The organism is Clostridium omnivorum, assembly GCF_026012015.1.
GTDB classification, from domain to species: Bacteria; Bacillota; Clostridia; order Clostridiales; family Clostridiaceae; genus Clostridium_AX; species Clostridium_AX omnivorum.
Genome location: NZ_BRXR01000001.1, coordinates 2,385,930 through 2,406,415 on the forward strand (window position 1 = coordinate 2,385,930; position 20,486 = coordinate 2,406,415).

Annotated in this window: 19 protein-coding genes, 1 tRNA gene and 1 other RNA gene; 15 read left to right on the forward strand and 6 right to left on the reverse strand. The window is 33.3% G+C overall.

Going from position 1 to position 20,486, the window contains the following annotated elements; all coding sequences use genetic code 11:
• Positions 1–91 precede the first annotated feature (91 nt).
• The 10 genes from bsdE14_RS11435 to bsdE14_RS11480 all read left to right on the forward strand — a co-directional run bounded on the left by bsdE14_RS11435 (position 92) and on the right by bsdE14_RS11480 (position 7,607).
• Positions 92–2,092 (forward strand): methyl-accepting chemotaxis protein, encoded by a 2,001-nt coding sequence (locus tag bsdE14_RS11435; RefSeq protein WP_264850066.1) that lies wholly within the window; start codon positions 92–94, stop codon positions 2,090–2,092.
• Positions 2,093–2,331: 239 nt separating this feature from the next.
• Positions 2,332–2,496 carry a hypothetical protein gene (locus bsdE14_RS11440; protein ID WP_264850067.1) on the forward strand — a complete coding sequence of 55 codons (165 nt, stop codon included), beginning with the start codon at positions 2,332–2,334 and terminating at the stop codon, positions 2,494–2,496.
• A gap of 54 nt (positions 2,497–2,550) precedes the next feature.
• Complete coding sequence (locus tag bsdE14_RS11445; protein ID WP_264850068.1) at positions 2,551–2,880, forward strand: nitrous oxide-stimulated promoter family protein; 330 nt, start codon at positions 2,551–2,553, stop codon at positions 2,878–2,880.
• Between the two features lie 29 nt (positions 2,881–2,909).
• The gene (locus tag bsdE14_RS11450) at positions 2,910–3,149 is read left to right on the forward strand and encodes a hypothetical protein (protein ID WP_264850069.1); all 240 of its coding nucleotides are present in this window, start codon (positions 2,910–2,912) and stop codon (positions 3,147–3,149) included.
• A gap of 46 nt (positions 3,150–3,195) precedes the next feature.
• On the forward strand, positions 3,196–3,534 hold the full coding sequence (locus bsdE14_RS11455) for an arsenate reductase family protein (RefSeq protein WP_264850070.1): 339 nt from the start codon (positions 3,196–3,198) through the stop codon (positions 3,532–3,534).
• A gap of 121 nt (positions 3,535–3,655) precedes the next feature.
• Entirely contained in the window at positions 3,656–4,237 is a 582-nt protein-coding gene (locus bsdE14_RS11460; RefSeq protein ID WP_264850071.1) for an RNA polymerase sigma factor, read from the forward strand.
• The gene (locus bsdE14_RS11465; protein ID WP_264850072.1) at positions 4,227–5,279 is read left to right on the forward strand and encodes a DUF4829 domain-containing protein; all 1,053 of its coding nucleotides are present in this window, start codon (positions 4,227–4,229) and stop codon (positions 5,277–5,279) included. The genes bsdE14_RS11460 and bsdE14_RS11465 overlap by 11 nt, the downstream gene beginning before the upstream one ends.
• A gap of 106 nt (positions 5,280–5,385) precedes the next feature.
• Positions 5,386–6,207: a VanW family protein gene (locus tag bsdE14_RS11470; protein WP_264850073.1), complete on the forward strand. Its 822-nt coding sequence runs from the start codon at positions 5,386–5,388 to the stop codon at positions 6,205–6,207.
• A gap of 24 nt (positions 6,208–6,231) precedes the next feature.
• Positions 6,232–6,984 carry an AAA family ATPase gene (locus bsdE14_RS11475; protein WP_264850074.1) on the forward strand — a complete coding sequence of 251 codons (753 nt, stop codon included), beginning with the start codon at positions 6,232–6,234 and terminating at the stop codon, positions 6,982–6,984.
• Between the two features lie 104 nt (positions 6,985–7,088).
• Positions 7,089–7,607, forward strand: a complete 519-nt coding sequence (locus tag bsdE14_RS11480; protein ID WP_264850075.1) for a hypothetical protein — start codon at positions 7,089–7,091, stop codon at positions 7,605–7,607.
• A 47-nt stretch (positions 7,608–7,654) separates the two neighbouring features.
• Here bsdE14_RS11480 and bsdE14_RS11485 read toward each other — a convergent pair whose 3' ends face one another.
• The gene (locus bsdE14_RS11485; protein WP_264850076.1) at positions 7,655–8,770 is read right to left on the reverse strand and encodes a M20/M25/M40 family metallo-hydrolase; all 1,116 of its coding nucleotides are present in this window, start codon (positions 8,768–8,770) and stop codon (positions 7,655–7,657) included.
• Positions 8,771–8,948: 178 nt separating this feature from the next.
• Here bsdE14_RS11485 and pdxR point away from each other — a divergent pair, with 178 nt between their 5' ends.
• A complete protein-coding gene (pdxR, locus tag bsdE14_RS11490; protein WP_264850077.1) occupies positions 8,949–10,379 on the forward strand; it encodes a MocR-like pyridoxine biosynthesis transcription factor PdxR in 1,431 nt (476 codons plus the stop codon).
• Positions 10,380–10,439: 60 nt separating this feature from the next.
• Here the strand turns inward: pdxR and bsdE14_RS11495 are convergent, their stop codons facing one another.
• Together bsdE14_RS11495 and bsdE14_RS11500 are read right to left on the reverse strand one after the other, a co-directional pair.
• Positions 10,440–11,789 (reverse strand): DUF4179 domain-containing protein, encoded by a 1,350-nt coding sequence (locus bsdE14_RS11495; RefSeq protein WP_264850078.1) that lies wholly within the window; start codon positions 11,787–11,789, stop codon positions 10,440–10,442.
• Positions 11,779–12,378 (reverse strand): RNA polymerase sigma factor, encoded by a 600-nt coding sequence (locus tag bsdE14_RS11500; RefSeq protein WP_264850079.1) that lies wholly within the window; start codon positions 12,376–12,378, stop codon positions 11,779–11,781. Before bsdE14_RS11500 ends, bsdE14_RS11495 begins: the two co-directional genes overlap by 11 nt.
• Positions 12,379–12,590: 212 nt before the next feature.
• Between bsdE14_RS11500 and bsdE14_RS11505 the strand changes: the two genes are divergently transcribed.
• Complete coding sequence (locus bsdE14_RS11505; RefSeq protein ID WP_264850080.1) at positions 12,591–13,028, forward strand: hypothetical protein; 438 nt, start codon at positions 12,591–12,593, stop codon at positions 13,026–13,028.
• 50 nt (positions 13,029–13,078) lie between these two features.
• Here the strand turns inward: bsdE14_RS11505 and ffs are convergent.
• From ffs to bsdE14_RS11520, 3 genes are all read right to left on the reverse strand, one after another.
• An RNA gene (ffs, locus tag bsdE14_RS11510) (signal recognition particle sRNA large type) lies at positions 13,079–13,344 on the reverse strand.
• Between the two features lie 29 nt (positions 13,345–13,373).
• A tRNA-Ser gene (locus tag bsdE14_RS11515) sits at positions 13,374–13,465 on the reverse strand.
• Between the two features lie 258 nt (positions 13,466–13,723).
• On the reverse strand, positions 13,724–15,586 hold the full coding sequence (locus bsdE14_RS11520) for a stage V sporulation protein D (protein WP_264850081.1): 1,863 nt from the start codon (positions 15,584–15,586) through the stop codon (positions 13,724–13,726).
• Positions 15,587–16,114: 528 nt separating this feature from the next.
• On the opposite strand from bsdE14_RS11520, the gene bsdE14_RS11525 reads away from it, so the two are divergent.
• The 3 genes from bsdE14_RS11525 to bsdE14_RS11535 all read left to right on the forward strand — a co-directional run bounded on the left by bsdE14_RS11525 (position 16,115) and on the right by bsdE14_RS11535 (position 20,438).
• A complete protein-coding gene (locus bsdE14_RS11525; RefSeq protein WP_264850082.1) occupies positions 16,115–17,614 on the forward strand; it encodes a hypothetical protein in 1,500 nt (499 codons plus the stop codon).
• 78 nt (positions 17,615–17,692) lie between these two features.
• Positions 17,693–18,097, forward strand: a complete 405-nt coding sequence (locus tag bsdE14_RS11530; protein WP_264850083.1) for a hypothetical protein — start codon at positions 17,693–17,695, stop codon at positions 18,095–18,097.
• A gap of 400 nt (positions 18,098–18,497) precedes the next feature.
• Positions 18,498–20,438: an endonuclease MutS2 gene (locus tag bsdE14_RS11535; protein ID WP_264850084.1), complete on the forward strand. Its 1,941-nt coding sequence runs from the start codon at positions 18,498–18,500 to the stop codon at positions 20,436–20,438.
• Positions 20,439–20,486 lie beyond the last annotated feature (48 nt).

The window sequence follows — 20,486 nt, forward strand, 5'->3', positions numbered from 1 at the left end:
GACGAAATATTGCAAATTGCATATAAAGTATTTAAGAAAAATGACGAAATAAAGACAAAGAACTTTATTATGATGAAGGGAAGGATAATAGATGAATAAAAAGATGAAATTGGGAAGTCAGATTATTATAATAATGTTTATAGCTGTACTTATTCCAACATTGGCTATTTCGGGTATAAACTTTTATAGGGAAAAGGGAACCGTGGAGAATACCTTTTCTGTATCGACAGCAGATAATGTTAACAGAGTTTCAGAGGTAATAAAGGGTATAGCTAAAAGTAATATAGAATCTATTGATATGTTATCAAAGGATCCTAATGCTTTAGCAATATTAAATAATCCAGATAGTGAACAGTGGCTTAAAAAGTCCTTCCAATCATTTTTGGATACTCATAAGGATGTAGTTAGTGCATATTATGGTGTAAAAGACGGCAAGATGATGCTAATGCCAGAACAAAAGCTTCCAGATGGGTATGATCCTAGACAGAGGGATTGGTATAAAGAAGCAGTAGATAAAAAAGGACAAGCAATTATTACTGCGCCTTATGAAGATGCTGCAGAAAAAGGAAAGTATATTGTTACTTTTGCTAAGGCAGTGCCAGATGAAAAGAGCGGGGATATCATAGGTGTTGTAGCAATAGACGTAAAGCTTAGTACATTATCAGAGTCCATAGCATCCATGAAGATAGGACAAGACGGCTATGTAGCATTGCTTGATCCAAGTGGTAAGGTTATAGCACATAAGAATAAGGATTTATTAAATAAAGATTCTAAGAGTGAAACATGGATTGATAGTGTTATATCAAACAAAGAGGGCAAAGGAAAAGTTGCTATTGGAAACCAAAATATGATTTATAGTGTAATGCAGGACAAGGCTACTGAATGGAAGATAGTTGGACTTGTTCCAGAAAAAGAGCTTCTTGATCAGGTAGCTCACAGCAGAAATTTATCATTGATGATTGGGCTTATTTCATTAGCATTGGCTGCTCTAACAGGGTATATCTTTTCTAATAGCATTGTGAAGCCATTGAAGAAGATTGTAGTTGTACTTGATAGAATTAAACAGGGTGATTTTACAGTTAAGGTAGCAGAGGATAAGAAAATGAGCCATGAGCTTGCGGTTATTACTGAAGCTACAAATGGCATGATTAATGATATAGTTAACATGATGCAAAGTGTAACAGCCACTTCTTCAAAGATTAGGGAGTCATCACAATCACTAGCAGCTATAACTGAAGAATCTAATGCCATAGGTGATGAAGTATCAAGAGCCGTTCAGGAGATTGCAAATGGTGCTACAAACCAAGCTTCAAGTTTGGAAGATAGTGCTGAGGCTGTAGGCATGCTTGGAGAAGAAGTTAATAAAGCCATGGATGATTCAAAGGATATGGTTAAGGCTTCATTTGAGGTAAAAGAGCATACTGAAAATGGTATGAAGCTAGTTCAGAACTTAACTACTACTTTTGAACAGACTTCTCAGGCTAATTTGGAATTAGCTAAGGAAGTTGAAATACTTTCCCAAAATTCTAATAAGATTAGTTCCATAACAGATACAATAACTGAGATTACTGAACAGACAAACTTACTTGCTCTTAATGCCAGCATAGAAGCTGCAAGAGCAGGAGAGGCAGGCAGAGGCTTTGCTGTAGTTGCTGATGAGGTAAGAAAGCTTGCTGAACAATCTTCAGTTTCTGCTTCAGAAATCAATACAGTGATTATAGAAATTAAAAATAGCATAGCTGCAGTACTTCAAAGGATAGAAATGAATAAGTCCTTAAATGCTAAGACAGTAGAAAGCATGGATGTAACAAGCTCTAGCTTTGAAAGCATTGAAAATGCAATAAAAACACTTGAAGTAAATATAAACAAGGTTAATGGTGCATTAGAACAAATTAATTTAAATAAAAATACTGTTGTTGGAAAGATAGATGAAATTGCTACAGTATCCCAGGAAACAGCAGCATCAACTGAGGAAGTAAGTGCTTCATCTGAAGAGCAACTAGCAGGACTACATGAGGTTACAGCTTCTGCTGAAGCTCTAAGTAACTTGGCTGAAGAATTAGATACACTAGTAAGTAAATTTAAAATATAGTTTTTTACAAAAGATAACCCCTCTAGCAGACTTTTATAGTCTGCTTTTTTGTTTTAAAAAATATTAGACTTAAAAAATTGTACATAAAGCTGTAACTTTTTATTGATAAATTTTTTAAACGATTTGAATATTATAAAAGTAAAGAATATATAGCAATAAGCTATTTACATAATATGGATAATAGTGGCTAATGTGTTATAATAGAATATAAAAGTAATAAATAATAGGGGGGGTTAATAATGGAAAAAAAGAACAAGGAAATAGTTAAGCACGGGGTAACCTTTGGAACATGCCTTGCTATGGTTATATCCTATACTACTTGGAAATCTATAGGTTGGGCTATAATTCACGGATGCCTAAGCTGGATTTATGTAATTTATTTTTTTGCAAAATATTATCATTAAAATTAAAACAAAAGGGTCCATTTTTGTAGTTAATTATATATTGGGGGAATAAATATGAAAGAGAATGATAGAATACATAGAGAAAAAGCAACTATAGAGGAAATGATAACGCTATATTGTAAAGATAAACATTCAGAAGAGGAATTGTGTGAAGACTGCAAAGAGCTTTTGGATTATGCTGATAAGAGACTAAGCAGCTGTAAGTTCGGTATAGACAAACCAGTGTGTGGAAAGTGTACGGTACACTGTTATAAGCCAGCTATGAGAGTAAAAGTTCAAAATGTAATGAAGTATTCTGGGCCTAGAATGATATTCTATCATCCTAAATTAGCTGTAAGGCATTTTATGGATTCATTAGTTAAAAAAAAGGTGACAAATTTATAAAATATGGTATGTTTATATTATAATAACAAATGAAAGATGAGGATTGGTTTATGAAGAAGAAGGAGTTAGGTCTTGGAATTGCTGCTGCATATTGTTTAGCAGCTGCTGGAGTGTATGCATATAAAAAGTATAGTAAGAACAGGAAGAGAAGGTTCTACGTAGAACTAGGAAGAGGTGTAAAGATTAAAAGAGGCACTATTATACCTATTAAGAATAAATTCACCTGGAATGCAGAAACAGATGAAGTAATTTCAACGGAAGAAGTTTAGGCTCTTTTCTCAATATCATAATACCCTCTTAAGGAGTTGTATACTAGTGAATATTCAAATTTTTGGTGTGAGCAAGTGCTTTGATACAAAAAAGGCAGAAAGATATTTTAAAGAGAGAAGAATAAAATATCAATTAATTGATTTGCTGCAAAAGGGAATGAGCAAAGGAGAGCTTCAAAGTGTTAAAAGCGCTGTGGGACTTAAAGATTTAATAAATAGCTCTTCTAAAGAGTACGAAAAACTCAATATAGCACACATAATGAGTGATCAAATAAAAGAAGAGCTGCTTCTAAATAATCCAAAGCTTTTCAAAACTCCTGTAGTGAGGAATGGAAAGCAGGCAACCGTAGGCTATCAGCCGGAAGTTTGGAAGGCTTGGGAGTAAACTGTGCTAAAAATTAATTTAACTAACAAGTAAATTGAACCTTTTTATAAAATCCTCTGTCTTTATTTGAGTCAGAGGATTTATTTTATGGCTATGAATGCATATAAGGGGGCATTGAGTTTTGATTGAGGAAAGTATTATAGAAAAAGCTAAGGAAGGGGATAAACAAGCATTTAGAACTATCTTTCATTATTATGAGCAAAAGGTTTTTAGTACTGCCTATTTCATAATGAAGGATAGACAGCATGCTGAAGATGTAGTTCAAGAGGTTTTTCTAAAAGTATATTTAAAAATACATAAGCTGCAGAATAACAAGGTGTTTGAAATTTGGCTTTATAGAATTACGGTTAATTTATGTTCCTCTTTTTTTAGAAAGCTAAATAAGTTCAGCACTTCATCTATAGATGAAAAGATAATGGTAGAGGACTTTTTAATAAGTGAAAAGTTCAGCCTCCCAGATAATATACTGATTAGAAAAGAGTTTCAGGAAAAGGTAATGGAGGTGGTTTATTCATTGCCTGTTAAACATAGAACTGTAATAACTCTTTATTACTACAACAATATGAGTATAAAAGAAATAAGCAATATTATGGGATGTTCTGAGGGAACCGTAAAATCAAGACTCTTTTACGGTAAAAAAGAATTGAAGAAGGCATTTGATATGGAAGAAGAAGATAAGGAGGATGCCATATATGAATTTTGATGATATTATTAAAAATTCCTTTGAAGCTGAAGCTGCCAGCATGAAATTGCAAGATAGCAGAAGTATGGAAATTTTAAATGCTGTAGAAGCAAGAGCACAGGCAAAAAAAGCAGGAATAAAATATAAAATATCCAAATTGATTTCAAGAATAAGAGTTGTTGAAATGCTAGAAGTAGCAGCCTTTGCAGCCGTTCTTATAGTAGTGCCATCGGTTGTTTCACATTATAAAAACAGTGTTAAATTGGATGCCAAAATAGATAATAATGCTGCTGCTATAAAAAAGGATAATGGTCTTCACCTATCTAAAGATATAACAAATGGCTCTGGAGTTGAGATTACAATAACTCCACGAAAAAATGCCAGCAGCGATAGTATTAAGATAAATAATGAATACATAAAAAAGCTCACAGATGGAGCTATTAGAAGTGAAGTCAAAGCATTTTTCATAAATGATATTCTAGTAACAGAAAAGTCATCCTTTGAGGACTATAGAGCTAAAGGCTATATTTTAGTGGATGGAGCTAAGGTAGCTCTTGATAAGAAAATTACTGTAAAAATAATTGGAAATAAGGAAAAGATTTATAGTTTTTTTGATGATCCAGAAATATTTGGTGCTTTTTCTAAGTGGTGCGAATTTAAAATTTCTAAAGTTGATGCTATTAATATAGGCAGCTTAGATTCGCAAAAGATAGTAGAAAATTATTTTAAATATATGAATGAGAAAAATAAAGAAAAGCTACTGGAGAATTTAACTGAATGGCATAATAATACCATTTGGGGATTTGAAAATCTAGATTATATTAAAATTTTAAATATAGAGGAAGAGACAAACCCAGCTCAGAAAAAAGGTTATTTATATAATGGAAACGGAAAAATAAATGAAACTACAGAAGAGAATTTAAAAGTATATAGGGTGGAGTATGAAGTTAAATATAAAAAGGATGGAGTAGGACCTCAGGACAGTGGAAAATATACCTGGTGGTTTGATGTGATAAGAAAAAACAGCTCTTCACCATGGCTTATTGATGATTTTGGGGTTTAGGTAGAGGGCAAGAAAATTATAGCTATAAGCTTGGACAAGTTTTTTTAAAATAAGCATATAATAGTATTATTAAACTATGAGACTAAGGGTTGGGGATTAGAGAGTTATGAATAATAGAGAAGTAAAACCAATAAAGAGGTCAAAATTTAGATTGATGCTAGGCAAAAATTATTATGTAGGAAAAAGACATTTACAATGGCTATTTGGCAGAGAGAATTATGCAAATACTAAAGACCATAAAGTAATGCCTTATGTTGTTTTTGCTCATAAAACACTCCTTTTACGAAAGTTAAAAGACGTGGATATGCAATTGCAGTATAATAAAATTACCAACCTGAAAATTGCAGTAGGTAGACTTAATAGTGTGGTAATAAAGCCAGGGGAGACTTTTTCTTATTGGAAGCTTATAGGTAAACCAACATATAAAAAGGGTTATTTAGATGGACTTATTTTATGTGCAGATGGCAGTTTTAAGGCTGGAGTTGGAGGTGGGTTGTGTCAGCTTTCAAACCTAATATTTTGGATGACCATTCATAGTCCTCTAACTGTAGTTGAAAGGCATAGACATAGCCATGATGTATTCCCTGATGTGAATAGAACGCAGCCCTTTGGAACCGGCGCTACTTGTTCTTATAATTATTTAGACCTTCAGATATACAATGGAACAAGCAGTGAATTTCAATTGCTGCTTAACGTTGGAAAGGAATACTTAACAGGTGAACTAAGAAGCTCTGAGCCCTGCAGATATAAGTATGAGGTATATGAAAAGGAACATTCAATAACCCCAGGTTTATTTGGGGGATATATGAGAAATAATCTTATATTCAGAAATGTTTATAATAAATTTGATGAATTGATAAAGGATGAATATATAACAGAAAATCATGCATACATGGTTTATGAGCCGTTTTTGAGTGAAGGAAAGTAAAAGTTTTTTAAAGAGAGGTTTTTTATGGGATTACAAAAGATCAATCAATATTTGAGAAGTGTTGAGCTATGCAGAAGCAAAGTGCCTTCCTTTTCACAGTATCCATTTTGCCTTCAGGCAGTTTCAAGTCTCACAACCCTAGAATTTCATCCTAAGGTTACTTTTATTGTTGGTGAAAATGGTACTGGAAAATCTACGATTTTAGAGGCTATTGCTGCAGCCTATGGCTTTAATCCAGAGGGGGGTACAATAAACTTCAACTTTTCTACAAGATCTACTCATTCAGAGTTACATGATTATATAAAACTTGTAAAAGGTGTTTGGAGAGCAGAGGACGGATTTTTTTTAAGAGCAGAGAGTTTTTACAATTTAGCTAGTAATATTGATGATTTGGATGAAGGTGGACTTGGGGCAAGACTTGTTGACTCCTATGGAGGCACATCCCTCCATGAGCAATCCCACGGAGAGGCTTTTTTATCGGTGTTTATAAATAGATTTGGGGGAAGTGGCTTGTACATTCTAGATGAGCCTGAAGCAGCATTATCTCCAATGAGGCAACTGACAATGCTTTCAAGGCTTCATCAGCTAGTACAGGATAACTCTCAGTTTATAATTGCTACACATTCGCCAATTATAATGTCCTATCCCGATTCGGTAATATATGAACTCAAGAATGGGTATACAGAAGTAGCTTATAAGGATACAGAACATTATCAGATTATGAAAAGGTTTATAAATAATAGCGATAAAATGTTAGATTTACTTATGGAAGAATAGCAGCTCCTTTAAAAGCGGAACTTTTGATGAGTATAGTATCTGTAAAAAGGTATATATTATCATTAGGAAAAGTGAAGAAGTTCCTATGGCAAAGGAGGATTTATATGAAAAGATTTTTAAAGACTATAGTAAGTATTGCAATTGTAATAGTTTCAATTACAGCGCAGATAGCTTATGCAATTGAACCTGAAATTACAGATGCTGTTAGTAACAAACCAGCAGATGAGCAAATGAGTATTGATCAGGCAAAGGCTCAAATTGAGTTTTTTCATAAGGCTATTGATGAATTAGGGGCTCTTACTCCTGAACAGGCAGTTAGAATTTGGGCAAAAGCGGAAGTGACAAGAAATGGAGTTTATCATTATGCTGTAGCCTGTGATGACTTGAAAAATGACATTATAAAACAATGGGGAAAGCCTGAGGATAATTTTTGGATAATAGGTACTTCAAGCCCTTGGGTAGATAAATATGACATTGTTTGCAGCAAAAAAATAAATGACTCAACCTATGAAGTAACAATTAAGTACTATTGGGCTACTTCAGCAGGTCCATCAGAACCTACCACTTCTACTCTGCTTATAGTAAAGGATAAAAATAAATGGTGTGTAAAGGAAGTTAAATAACTTATAAAAAACCACTTAATCTATTGTAGATTAAGTGGTTTTTTATATTAGGCTTCTTTTACTATTTCAACCAGCATTTTAGCTGAGTTTATTAAATCTTCTATTCTTATGTATTCTTCAAGGGTGTGCGCCTTTTCCATTCCTACACTTAAAACTACAGCCTTTATACCGTTAGCATTTAAAATATTGGTATCACTGCCTCCGCCAGTAGAAATAACTGAAGGTTCAATATTCATGTTAGTGAAAGCTCTCTTTAATAAGTTTACTATTTCATCATTTTCATCCACAGAAAAAGCACCATACATTCTCTGAGTTTTTATTTCTACCTCAGCGCCAAAATCCTCAGCAGCTTTTTTAAAGGTATCTACCATATGTTTTGTCTGAGTATCCAGCTTTGAGTTACTTAAGCTTCTTGCTTCTGCAAATATTTCAAGTTCTGGCATAACTATATTTGTAGCTATACCGCCCTTTATAATTCCTATATTAGCGGTGGTTTCCTCATCTATACGAAGCAGCTTCATGTTTTCAATAGCTCTAGCAGCAACCATAGCAGCACTTATGCCTTTTTCAGGTTCTACTCCTGCGTGTGCTGGCTTTCCTTTTATTTTAACTTGAATACTGTCCTGTGCAGGAGCCTTAACTATTATTTTGCCTGGAGCACCGCCTCCATCTAATACAAAAGCATATTCAGCATTAATTTTAGAATAATCTAGGTACTTTGCACCAAACAAACCAGCTTCCTCCCATATGGAGAAAACAATCTGGATATCAGCATGAGCTATATTGTTTTCCTTAATTAATCTTATAGCTTCAAGAATAGCAGCAATGCCGCCCTTATCATCTGATCCTAATATGGTAGTTCCATCGCTTTTTATAATGCCATTTACTTCATCAATGATAGGAGTTATTCCCTTACCAGGGCTAACAGTATCCATATGAGAGCTGAATAATACAGCTTTTCCAGGTCTAGTTCCCTTTAAGGTTGCTATGATATTACCAGTTTCGCCACCGGCTTTAACTCCTGCATCATCAACGTAAACTTCTAGACCAAGCTCCTCTAATTTGTTTACTAAAACTTTAGCTACAGAACCTTCTTTAGAAGTTTCACTGTCTATTTTTATCAGCTCAATAAATTCGTCTAGTAATCTTTTTTCATTTACCATATTGCTTACCCCCTAAAAATAGTTATGGATTAAATAATATCTAAATTTAACGCGTTAAAAATTTATTAGTACTTTTGTAAAAAATTATGTTACCATCTATAGTATAAAGAATAATTGTCATAGTTAAAAGTGACAGATTTGCTAAAATAAGAAGGTACAGAGAAGGGGAGAAAGCAATATGGTTTCCTTTACGCCGCTTTTAGATAATACAATGGAAAAGCCCATTTATTATCAGCTATATGAGTATATAAAAAATGAAATAATTAGTGGGAAAATTAAAAGTGATACGAGACTGCCTTCCTTAAGGAAGCTATCTAAGTACCTCAGTTTAAGTAAAAATACCGTAGAAGCGGCCTATCAGCAGCTTTATGCAGAAGGCTATATTGAAAGTGTGCCTAAGATAGGCTACAAAGTTGTTGATATTAAATCTGATCTATATAAAATGCAAAATTCAAGTAGCAGAGGGATTATAAGCTATGAGAAAACTCCTGCTGTAAGGAGCTATAAGTATGATTTTACACCTAAGAACACAGATAAGACTTGCTTTGATATAGCTGTCTGGAAAAAGCTATTCAATTCTGCATTAAATGAAGAAGGTACTAATTTCTTTTCATACGGTGACCCTCAAGGGGATTATGAGCTGCGAGAGGAGATAGCAAAATATATCTATGAAAATAGAGGGGCCAATTGCCATCCAAGTCAAATAGTTTTAGGTGCAGGAACACAGTATTGTTTAAGCTTTCTTTGCCAAATGCTTAGACCTAATTATGATACTGTAGGTATGGAGGACCCAGGCAGTGATAAGTTTAGGTTTATATTTGAAAGACATCAGTTTGAAGTTAAGCCTATTGCTGTCCACGATCAGGGAATTGATATAAAGCAGCTGGAGGAGAGTAAGAGCAAAATAGTATTTGTAACTCCTTCAAATCAATATCCAAAGAGTATTGTGATGTCTGTAAGTAATAGACTTCAGCTTTTAAACTGGGCAGAGTGCAATGATGGAATCATAATAGAGGATGACTACGACAGCGAGATGAGGTTTGCTGGAAAGCCTGTACCATCCTTAAAAAGCCTGGATAGCGGCGATAAAGTTATTTACTTAGGCTCCTTTTCTAAGGTACTCCTTCCTGCTGTTAGAGTAAGCTATATGGTGCTGCCAAAATGGCTATTAGAATTATATTTAGAAAAGTTTAGCTTGTATGAGCAGACAACCTCAATCTTTAATCAAAAGGCCCTTGCTCGTTTTATGAAAGAAGGCCACTTACAGAGCCATGTTCGCAAAATTAGAAGACATTATCAAAACAAATATAATACCATAACAAAAGCAATTCAAACTCACATGGCGGATAATGTAAAGCTTATAAGCACCAGCGCGGGGCTTAGGGTTATTTTAGAGCTCAAAACTGATTTGTCTGAGGCTGAAGTTATTAAAATGGCTAGAGGTGCAGGTATAGATATATGGCCAATTTCAAAATACTATATGGGGCATAATAGCACAGAAGAGAGTGGAAAGGTTGTGGTTATTCTTTCATATAGAGGCATTCCAATAGAACACATAGAAGAGGCTATAATAGCCTTGAAGAAGGCATGGTTTGATAATTTTAATTGAGTTTTTTCAAGGGCAGCTCTTTGTGTAAGCTGCCCTTGAATACTTATAAGTAACTTAGATTTATTTCAAATTCTCAGTTCTTATTATATATTCATCGCTATTGTATAAGAATGTCTTTTCATAAGTGTCTATAGTAAATGTGTTGCAATTCTTGTCTTCTACTTCATATTTAATTTTTGTTAAACCTTCATCTAGGTGATTTTCTTTGTATAAATCTTTAATATTAGGTATTTTTGATGTTAAGTTATTATAAACTTCATCTCTTTTTTCTTGATCCTTAAATTGAATTCTTCCAAAGTTGCCTTCAGATTTGGAAGGAGTATTGAAGGACAAGAGCATGTTTTCAATTGTTCTGTTTTTAGAATCAAATTCAAAGGAATATTCTATTGAGCTCCCTTTATTCTTTGCTGAAACTAGAGTAAATTTATCCCCATTGAACTCATATTCTGCTGGCAGCTTATTTTTATCAATAGTATATTCTTTTTTGCTTCCATTTGAATAAGAGACCTGTGCACCAATAAGCTTTAGGCTTATTTCCTTTGGCTTTTTATAATAAATAGATTTTAATTCAATGCTATTTTCCATAGGAATAGAAGCAAACATATTTCTATTATAGTATTCATCATCCATTTTTATGGAGAATATAGGGTTAAACAATGTAATATTTTTATCTGAAGGAGTGAAAGCATAGTTAACATAGGAATTTAATATTCCTTCCTTAAAAGTTGTAAGCTTTAAAGTGCCTATATCAAGTGATATTTCTTTGTCTAGCTTAAAGGTTCTTATTTTCTGAAGTGGTATTTGAGCTTTTATTGTCCAGTCTACAGCCATATTTTTTTCTTTTATTATTAGGCCTTTAAGCTTTGTAAAAAAGGACTTTTCTTGATTTTGAAGATGGTCAATTTTATTTATGTTTATTATAATAGGGTTATCCTTCATGTATGCAATTACATCCTTAGAGCCAGATATATGAAAAAATCTTTCAGTTTCAGAATCTAGAGTTCCTGGGAGGGAATACCCATAGTCTCCAAGCCAAGAATTATCTTTATCCCTAACATTTATGCTGCTAATATAATAATCGGGATTAGAAACATCGTATATAACCATAATACCGGTCTCGTCTGCTAGAATTTCTTTAAATTTAAATTCCGTATTTTTATACTTAAAGCTTTTATCAATTTTATAAGTATCCTTGTGTTCTCTTGCTAAATCAATTTCTTGCTTGTAAGGTATGCTTTTAACATGGTTGTTATATGCAAGCACGGAGGTTGGCACTATTAATGCAAAGGTTATAGCAAAAGCTATAGAATATATTTTCCTTTTTTTATTCTTCTGCTGAAGGTGTTTTCTAAGCTTTCCTTCAACATTATTCATTAAATCTTCAGGAATCATAGAATCATTAATATTCATTTTCAATCCTCCTATTCTTAATTCTTAAAATGTTAAGGCTTCTATAAATCTTTGTTTTCACGGTGTTGATAGGAATATCCATTATGTATGCTATTTCTTTTAATGAATAATCCTTTAAATATCTAAGTACGATAATTTCCCTATCATCATCTTTAAGTTTGCTTAAAAGATTTTCAATTATAATTTTATCTTCTACTGAAGAATAAGAAAAACTATCCATAAGTTCTTGCATTTCTTCCTCACAGCAGGAGGTGCTTTTAAGCTTATAATTTTTTCTACATACATTCACAAGAATTGAGGTGAACCATGCAAAAAACTTATTTGGTGTATGCAGTTGCTTTATCTTTTCAAATCCTTTAATTGCAGCATCAGAAATGCAATCCTCTGCATCATAGGAATTTTTAGTATAGGCCATAGCTATCCTATAGAATAAATCCTGTTTTTGCTTTAAAAGCTCCATATAAGCAGAGATATCTCCAGCTTTACTTTTTTCAATTAGTGTTTCAATATCCATTAGCATACCTTCTTTCAAATGCTGCAGCATTTTATTTTCATAGGTTAGATAAATAAGCTTAATAAAAAGTTTCAACTATTTTCACTTGATGGAAAATATATTATAAGTATAATATATTTTGGAAGATATTGATATTTAATTGATGCTTACATTGAGAGCGTTATATAAAAATGAATATTTCTATATAATGGAACGTTTACATAAATTTTTAATTTGTAGTTTGTCTTTTATTTAACGTTCAAATGGTTTATAATATGTCTATTAACAATAGAATAGTGGAGGATGCCTTGGAAAAATTAAATAAGTCTAAAACTAAGCTGCCAGATGAAATTATTGAAGCTATTCTTTTAGCAAGGGATAAGACAGACTGGAAGAAGAGAAATGATGCTGTTAAATTACTTAAAAGCTATAAATGCAGTGAAGTAAGGGATTTACTATGGGAAATAGCTTTGAGGGATAAAATATTAGTAGTAAGAAGACAAGCCTATCTAATTCTTAAGGGTTGGGGAGATAGGATATATTTTATTGATACGGGAAAACCTTATACTTGTACGGAAATTAAAAAGACTTTGGAAAAAGTGAGAAAGAGGCTTAAAGATTGTAATATAGATATAGAAGAGTTTAAATGCGCTCTTAAAAAGGTTGACCCAGAAATGTATGACGTTATGCTTTATGAAAAAAAACTAGAGAATCTTTTAAAAAAAATGGAAATTAATAAACAATAAAGAGGTGCAGATTATGCGCCTCTTTTATCTTGAAATGAATACTATGTACATCGTGCACCACGAGTCGGCAATTAACCTACCAGCGCTTCTAATCCAGTTAGCTCAAACCAAGTTTATCCATGGCAAACAAAAGTGTTCACTTACCGCTGCTTCCTTCCGGACCTGACGGAATTCATGAGCTTTTGCTCCAGGGGACTAAGTTCTCAACACTTCTTTGATTAGGCCAACCTGACAAGATAAAGCCTATTCGAGGAATTCGATCCTGCTATAGCGGATTGCAGGTTACAGGGCACCGCTAGCTCCCCATCTAGCACGAAGATAATTTTATTTAGGAACACTGTTCCTTGGCGGAGAGAATGGGATTCGAACCCATGCTACGGGATACCCGTACTAACGGTTTAGCAAACCGTCCTCTTTAGCCACTTGAGTATCTCTCCATAAAAATAATTGAGTATATTAACTCATAGAGCAGGCAGTTAACCAGCTTAAGGTTGTTAGCTTTAAGTAACTGTTTCCCCTGCTGGAATTACATAATATCATACATAACTTAAGCATACAAGTGTAGTGTTTATGGCAATTCATAATGAATGTGGAAAGTATTTTGGAATATTATTAAAGTTTTTAGAAGTAAAAAAGTACACCTCAAAATGCTATAGCGTTAACATTTGGGGTGCACTAAAAAGTATTTTCTTATATTAATGTTTTATAGTCTTAGGATCTATTTGGGTATTGTTAACTGGAACATTCTTAGGTGCTTCCATTTTTCCCTGTACTATCAAATAGTTAAAGATTTCATCAAAGAGATCTTTTGCTGCTGGAGCTGCAGTTTGTCCAGCGTAATATTTTGATTCATCAGGTTCATCTACAGTAATAACCATAGATATTTTAGGGTTGTCCACTGGAGCCATACCTGCGAAGGAAGAGATATACTTACCAGCTGCATAGGTGCCGTTTTCTACATTAACCTTCTGAGCTGTACCAGTTTTACCGCCTATTCTATAGCCTGGTATATAAGCAGGCAGACCAACACCTTTAGTAACAACTTCTTCCAGGTTAAGTTTTAATTGATCTGTTAAGCTCTTATCAACTACAGTTTTCTTTCCGAAGTCTGTAAACTTTCTTTCTACTTTATTGTTGTTATTTTCATCTGTATAGGATATTTCTTTCATAATGTGAGGTCTAATCCAAGTACCACCATTAGCAATGGCATTAAAAGCCGCCATATATTGAACTTGAGTTACAGATATACTTTGTCCAAATGCAAAGGTAGCAAGTTCTACAGGACCTATTTTATCTGGTGATAATACTATACCAGAGGCTTCACCTGGCAAATCAATTCCAGTCTTTTGACCAAAGCCCATCTTTTTTGTAAAGTCTACAAGATTTTGTTTTCCAAGCTTAGCACCTAGTTCCATGAAACCAACATTACAGGAATTATCAAGAATTTGAGCAAAGGTTTCAGTGCCGTGACCGGCTGGTTCCCAGCATCTAATAGGGTTAGTGCCTTTAGCCACCTGCAGACTTCCATTACAAACATATTTATCATTTATACCAATCCCAGTTTCTATAGCAGTAGCAGCAGTTATAACTTTGAATATAGAACCAGGTTCAAAGGTGTTTTGCACTGAATTGTTTTTCCACAGGTTTAATATTTCAGCAGAACTCTTTCCAGCAGGAGAAGGGTCGTTTAAATTATAATCAGGCTTGCTAGTCATAGCTAAAATTTCTCCATTGTTTGGATCCATAACCATGATACTTACAGCTTTTGCTTTATTATCAGTAAGGGCTTTTTGAGCCACTTTTTCTGCATAGTTTTGGATTGTGGAATCAATAGTAAGGACAACATTCTTACCATCCACTGGCTTAGTATACATGGACTCTTCGTAAGGGAGCTGATTGCTCTTGCTATCAGTTTCATATATTTTTCTGCCAGCTATTCCGGTTAGGTCCTTATTGTAATACAGTTCAACTCCTGAAAGTCCTACTCCATCCACATTAGTATGTCCAATTACTTGAGACAAGAAATTATCATTTGGATAAAATCTTTTAGTGTCTGAGGAAATTATAATTCCTCTAAGTTTTAGGGCTTTTATTTTATCAATTTCAGGTTTTTCAACTCTTCGTTTTAATATAGCAGATCCAGCTGGAAGACCACTTTTTAGAGTAGAATTCAAGATTTTTGAAACATCTTCAGTTTTCATGTTAAGTATTTGAGCCAGCTGTGGAGCAAGCTCGTCCATAGTCATAGGACTCTTTTGCTTCTTTTCATTGCTTTTTAAGGTATCTCTCAGAGTATTTAAATCTAAGTCAATTCTATAAACGTCGGCACTTACTGCTAGTTCCATGCCGTTTGTATCTAATATTTTTCCCCTTCTTGCATTTATTTTAATTTCACTAGTTTGCTGTTCAGCAGCTATAGCTTTATATTCTGATGATTTGAATAACATAAGGTACCCTATTCGTAAAAATAAACCTATGAAAAAACAAGAAATAACTAAACATACCGATATAGCCTTAAATTTTTTTGCTGATTTTTTTGTAAGCTTTTTTTTACCCAAGATATTTCTCCTTTCACTGGTCACAAGTGGCAATCTATTCTTGTCGGTTCCCACCGACAGGTGCCCGTAAAAGTCCATTTAGGACTTTTTTCTCTTTTCACTCGAAACACTGGGTAACTTATTCGTGCCGGTTCCACCGGCAAGTTACCCGTAAAAGTCCATTTAGGACTTTTACCTCCTTGTATAGAACATACTGTTCATAAAGATATAAAGCCTTAGCATTATAAAATAATTCATTCTAAAATTTTACACTTAAGTTTTAGTATCATTAAAAAATAAATAATACTATGATTATATATAATACCATTTATTTATAATAATTTCGATAAGCAGATATTATATTTTTAAAATTTATTAGTTTTAATTGCAAATTAATCTATATTAATATATAAGCGAAAATATTTATTTTCTGCATCTCCATTTGACATTTATTGAATTCTCGTGTGGGGAGTATTGTAAAACGATTTTTCTTAACAGAAGCTGTTTTCTTGGTATAATTTATGTAAGATGTAAATAGGGGATGAGAAAATGGACTTACACAAGTTAGATGTTGTTTTAAAAATGGATGAAAAGAGTTATAAAATAGATATAGATTTGCAGAATAGTGTAAGGGATTATATATTAAATAATATTAAACTAATAATAGATGAAAGTTCTAATACTTTGAATATTTCACTATTGAATTGCAGTGAGAAAGAAGCGTGCTTAAATAGCCTTAGTATTCATTTAGCCACATTTAATTTTGACCATAATGCTGCTTGTGTTTTAAACAATGAAGACCCTTCAAAAAAAATAGAGTTTCAACCTTTGGAGGAAAGTAAATCCGCAAAAGAATTTATTTCATACCTGTTTGGAATGATATTGGAGGAAGAGTTCTCAAACAACTACCTCTTTGCTTTTTTATGCAGTCATACTTCCAAAGTATGTATAAAGTACATAATAAAGGGAAATCATGTTAAAGTATATGCTGAATACGTTTTTGGGGTTCATAAGCTGCTTCCAAATGAAAAGTTAAAACTAGATACTCTGTACATAACAGAAGGAAATGATCCGTTTCATTCCTTCAATAAATATATGGATGCTATTGCTGAAAATTATGAACTTAATAAATTGACAAGGCAAAATACTAAAAAAGTAATTGAAGAGGACAATAATGATAAATATAATTTTTTGTTTACAAAAAAACCTTGCAGTTATTCAATAAAAATAAATGGTAAACCCATAAGTATAAAGGTTGATAAGGAAAAGTTGTACCCAATAGATATATCTACTAAGGATGGAAAGCTCATAATCTTTGAAAGGGTGCAGCAGTTAAAGGAAAAGGACAGCAATAATGTTCATATTGAGCATGTTAGTAGTTATTTAGAGGGGCTTTTAGAGTTGAAAATATTAAATTCATATTTTCAGTTAAATAGCTTATTGTTAGAACTTAAAAGTGTGTTTGAAGGGATTACATTTTCCTTTGGCAAATGTCCATTAGGAATGGCTATAGGAAACAATGTAATTTTGCAGCAGGAGCTGGAGCTTAGCAGAAAGCAGGGAATATTTAAAAAGTTTTCAAAAAGAAAAGAAAAGTACTATTTAAATTATAATTTCATAATGAAAATGATGCTTAAAAGGTCCATATTAGATTACAAAACTAAATTTAATATAAAAAATACTAAGGTAAGAGCTTTGCTGGAAACCATAACTGGTGATTTAGCTACCAAAATTGACACAGATAGCCAACTGAGAAGTATAAGTAAGGATATTGATAGCAAGTTCGGGGTAATACCCTATTTTCAAAGCGAGGATATATTTGGATTTGTCACAAAAGGCAAAGAGGCAATATATATGGCTGTTTTTAACCTTTCAGAAAATCCTGTAAAATTTTACTGTGATTTATCCACCAAAATGGATCAAATTGATTTGGACGGAGTAGTTAATGAAGTATTTACGGATACGGACTATCTAGTTTCTAATGGGAAATTATATATTAGAAATTTTCCTGCTATGGACTGCTGCTTATTTAAAAAGTCAATTGTTTAGATAAATTTTAAGTTTGTGGAATTTATTGTATGCATATGATATAATTGTATTTCAAGATTTGTTGTAGGGGGCGAAAACATGATTAGAATTAATATCACCATCATCATTGGAGCATTATTAGCTATAGTTAGTGCTGTTCTGCTTGTAAAAAATGTTCTTATAAGCTATAAGCTAAGTGATAATGGCATAAAGAACTTCGTTTGGGCTGTACTCATTGTGGCCTGCATTTTGTGCAGCGTAACAGGTGTAGTTCAAGGACTAGGGGCGCAGTCCGTATATGAAGATGCTATGAATTCACAGGGCTACTTTAGAGATATGTATTATCGACATATAAATATAGGGACTAGGGCTACTATTTCAGCATGTGTCCTTTTTGTGCTTGAACGTATTTATTTTAATAGAATGAAAGAGTATATGAATATGAAAGTAAAAAATCGTAAGGATGCTTGGAATCTAGATGAGATAACTAATGATATGAAGTAGTATATTGCATGTTAGTATGCTTTGTATTATAATATTGTTAAATTTACAAATAAAGGAGCTTGTTTTATGAGTGAGGTTGTTCTTAACTAACCAATTTAATATTGGAGTCTTAAAATCTTAAAAAGCCTAATGTAATTAGGTCTATTTGTTATGGGGTTTTTAAGACGAAGCTAGGAACACGGATAAGCAAATTCCTTTTATAGTTAGTTAAACATTGCCGTGCTTGTGCACGGCTTTTTATGTCTAAAACTATATACTTTTTGTGGTATAGTTTTTTCATAAAGCTAAGGGGATTAATTAAAGCTGCAGGGAACTTGTGTTCACTGCGGCTTTTTATATTTATGAATGTTTCTAGGTTCTTGACTCCATCAAACTAAGAAATCATGGAGGAGAATAGAAAATGAATAAGGAAACTATTAAAATTCTTGAGTACAATAAAATATTAGAAGCCTTGAAAGGGTATGCATTGTCAGAAATGGCAAAGGAGAGAATTGAGGCATTAGAACCTATGGTAGATATAAATGCAATTGAAAAGCAGCTTAGGGAAACTACAGAGGCTAGGGCTATTATAGATAGAAGTTCAAGTGTACCACTCCATAGTCTTTCAGGAATTAAGAAAATTAAAGAAAAGCTAGGTAAGGGGTCAAATCTTCTTCCAGAGGAGCTTGAAGCAATAAGTACACTTTTAAGGGAAGGCAAAAGGCTTAAAATATTTATGGAAGATAAGGCTTTTGAAGCTCCCATGGTAAGTACCTATGCCCAATCAATATATGAACTTACAGATTTAACTGAGGAGATAGATAGGTGCATTTTTAGGGGAAGAGTAGAGGATAAAGCCAGCGGTGAACTGTGCAAGCTTAGAAAAAAGATTGCTGTACTGGAGGATAGAATAAAGACTAAGCTTGATAGTGTTCTAAGAAATCCAAAGTATAGAGACTACCTTCAAGACAATCTTGTAAGCATGAGAAATGGAAGATATGTAATACCAGTAAAAAGTCAATATAAGCACAATCTTCAAGGAAGTGTCCAGGATATGTCAACCAGCGGTTCTACAGTATTTATAGAGCCTGAACAGGTTAAAAAGGCTCAGGATGAACTTAATATTGCTAGAATTGAGGAGGAAAAAGAAGTATATAAAATTCTTTCTAGCTTAACTGTAATGGTAGAAAGCAGTGAACGAGAATTATCCATCAACATTGAAACTATGGCTAATTATGATTTTATATTTGCTAAAGCAAAGTACAGCAAGACTATAGATGGAAGAGCCGTAAAACTGAATACAAATAAATATATATGCATTAATAGCGGACGACATCCTCTTTTAGGAAGAAGTGCAGTTCCTCTAGATTTTAATATTGGAAATGGTTATAGAAGCTTAGTTATTACAGGCCCGAATACAGGCGGCAAAACCGTAGTGTTAAAAACAGTTGGATTATTAACTATGATGGTTCAATCCGGGCTTCATGTATCAGTAGGAGAAGGTTCTGAATTTGCTATATTTGCAGATATACTAGCAGATATAGGGGATGGTCAGAGTATTGAACAGAGTTTGAGTACCTTTTCCTCGCACATTAAAAATATTATAAGCATAATAAATTGTTCTGATCCTTACACTCTGGTAATTATAGATGAAGTAGGCTCAGGTACTGACCCTGCTGAAGGTATGGGTATTGCAACTGCAGTTTTAGAGGACATTTATAAGAGGGGAGCAACCTTGCTTGCTACTACTCACTATAGCGAGATAAAAGAATTCGCAGAAGCTAGTGAAGGCTTCAAGAATGGATGTATGGAATTTGATATAAATACCTTAAAACCTTTATATAGACTAAAGATAGGAGAGCCAGGGGAGAGTAATGCGCTATATATTGCACTAAGACTCGGCATGGATAAGAATCTAATAGAGAGAGCTCACCAGATTACCTACAAGGAATTTAAGGAATATGATGAGTATAAGCCGCTGGCAGAAGTAGTAGAAACTAAACCTGATTTGCAGCATGAGGAAATGATAAAAAAACTGGAGTCGGCAAGTAAATATGAAGCTTTAGCAAGGGAACAAAAGAAAAAAGGCAGCTTTAATATAGGTGACTGTGTGTATATAAGCACTATGGATAGAACAGGTATTGTATGTGAACTTCAAAATGGCAAAGGTGAAGTAGGGGTTATGGTAATGAAGAAAAAGTTTAAAATTAACCATAAGAGATTGTCCTTATATATAGAAGGAGAAGAACTTTATCCCGAGGACTATGATTTTGATATAGTTTTTGAAAGTGTGGAAAATAGAAAAAAGAACAAAATTATGAATAAAAGGCATGTGGAAGGAATGGAAATAAAAAAAGATTAAAAGAAAGGGTAAATTTTTAAAATACTGCATACCTACTTAGTGTAAGGG

Excerpts from the sequence above, each read along its gene's own strand:
- bsdE14_RS11525 (WP_264850082.1), top strand. The coding sequence starts at position 16,115 with ATGGACTTACACAAGTTAGATGTTGTTTTAAAAATGGATGAAAAGAGT.
- bsdE14_RS11485 (WP_264850076.1), bottom strand. The coding sequence starts at position 8,770 with ATGGTAAATGAAAAAAGATTACTAGACGAATTTATTGAGCTGATAAAA.
- bsdE14_RS11475 (WP_264850074.1), top strand. The coding sequence starts at position 6,232 with ATGGGATTACAAAAGATCAATCAATATTTGAGAAGTGTTGAGCTATGC.
- bsdE14_RS11495 (WP_264850078.1), bottom strand. The coding sequence starts at position 11,789 with ATGAATATTAATGATTCTATGATTCCTGAAGATTTAATGAATAATGTT.
- bsdE14_RS11445 (WP_264850068.1), top strand. The coding sequence starts at position 2,551 with ATGAAAGAGAATGATAGAATACATAGAGAAAAAGCAACTATAGAGGAA.
- bsdE14_RS11480 (WP_264850075.1), top strand. The coding sequence starts at position 7,089 with ATGAAAAGATTTTTAAAGACTATAGTAAGTATTGCAATTGTAATAGTT.
- bsdE14_RS11450 (WP_264850069.1), top strand. The coding sequence starts at position 2,910 with ATGAAAGATGAGGATTGGTTTATGAAGAAGAAGGAGTTAGGTCTTGGA.
- bsdE14_RS11440 (WP_264850067.1), top strand. The coding sequence starts at position 2,332 with ATGGAAAAAAAGAACAAGGAAATAGTTAAGCACGGGGTAACCTTTGGA.
- pdxR (WP_264850077.1), top strand. The coding sequence starts at position 8,949 with ATGGTTTCCTTTACGCCGCTTTTAGATAATACAATGGAAAAGCCCATT.
- bsdE14_RS11435 (WP_264850066.1), top strand. The coding sequence starts at position 92 with ATGAATAAAAAGATGAAATTGGGAAGTCAGATTATTATAATAATGTTT.
- bsdE14_RS11465 (WP_264850072.1), top strand. The coding sequence starts at position 4,227 with ATGAATTTTGATGATATTATTAAAAATTCCTTTGAAGCTGAAGCTGCC.
- bsdE14_RS11535 (WP_264850084.1), top strand. The coding sequence starts at position 18,498 with ATGAATAAGGAAACTATTAAAATTCTTGAGTACAATAAAATATTAGAA.
- bsdE14_RS11470 (WP_264850073.1), top strand. The coding sequence starts at position 5,386 with ATGAATAATAGAGAAGTAAAACCAATAAAGAGGTCAAAATTTAGATTG.
- bsdE14_RS11530 (WP_264850083.1), top strand. The coding sequence starts at position 17,693 with ATGATTAGAATTAATATCACCATCATCATTGGAGCATTATTAGCTATA.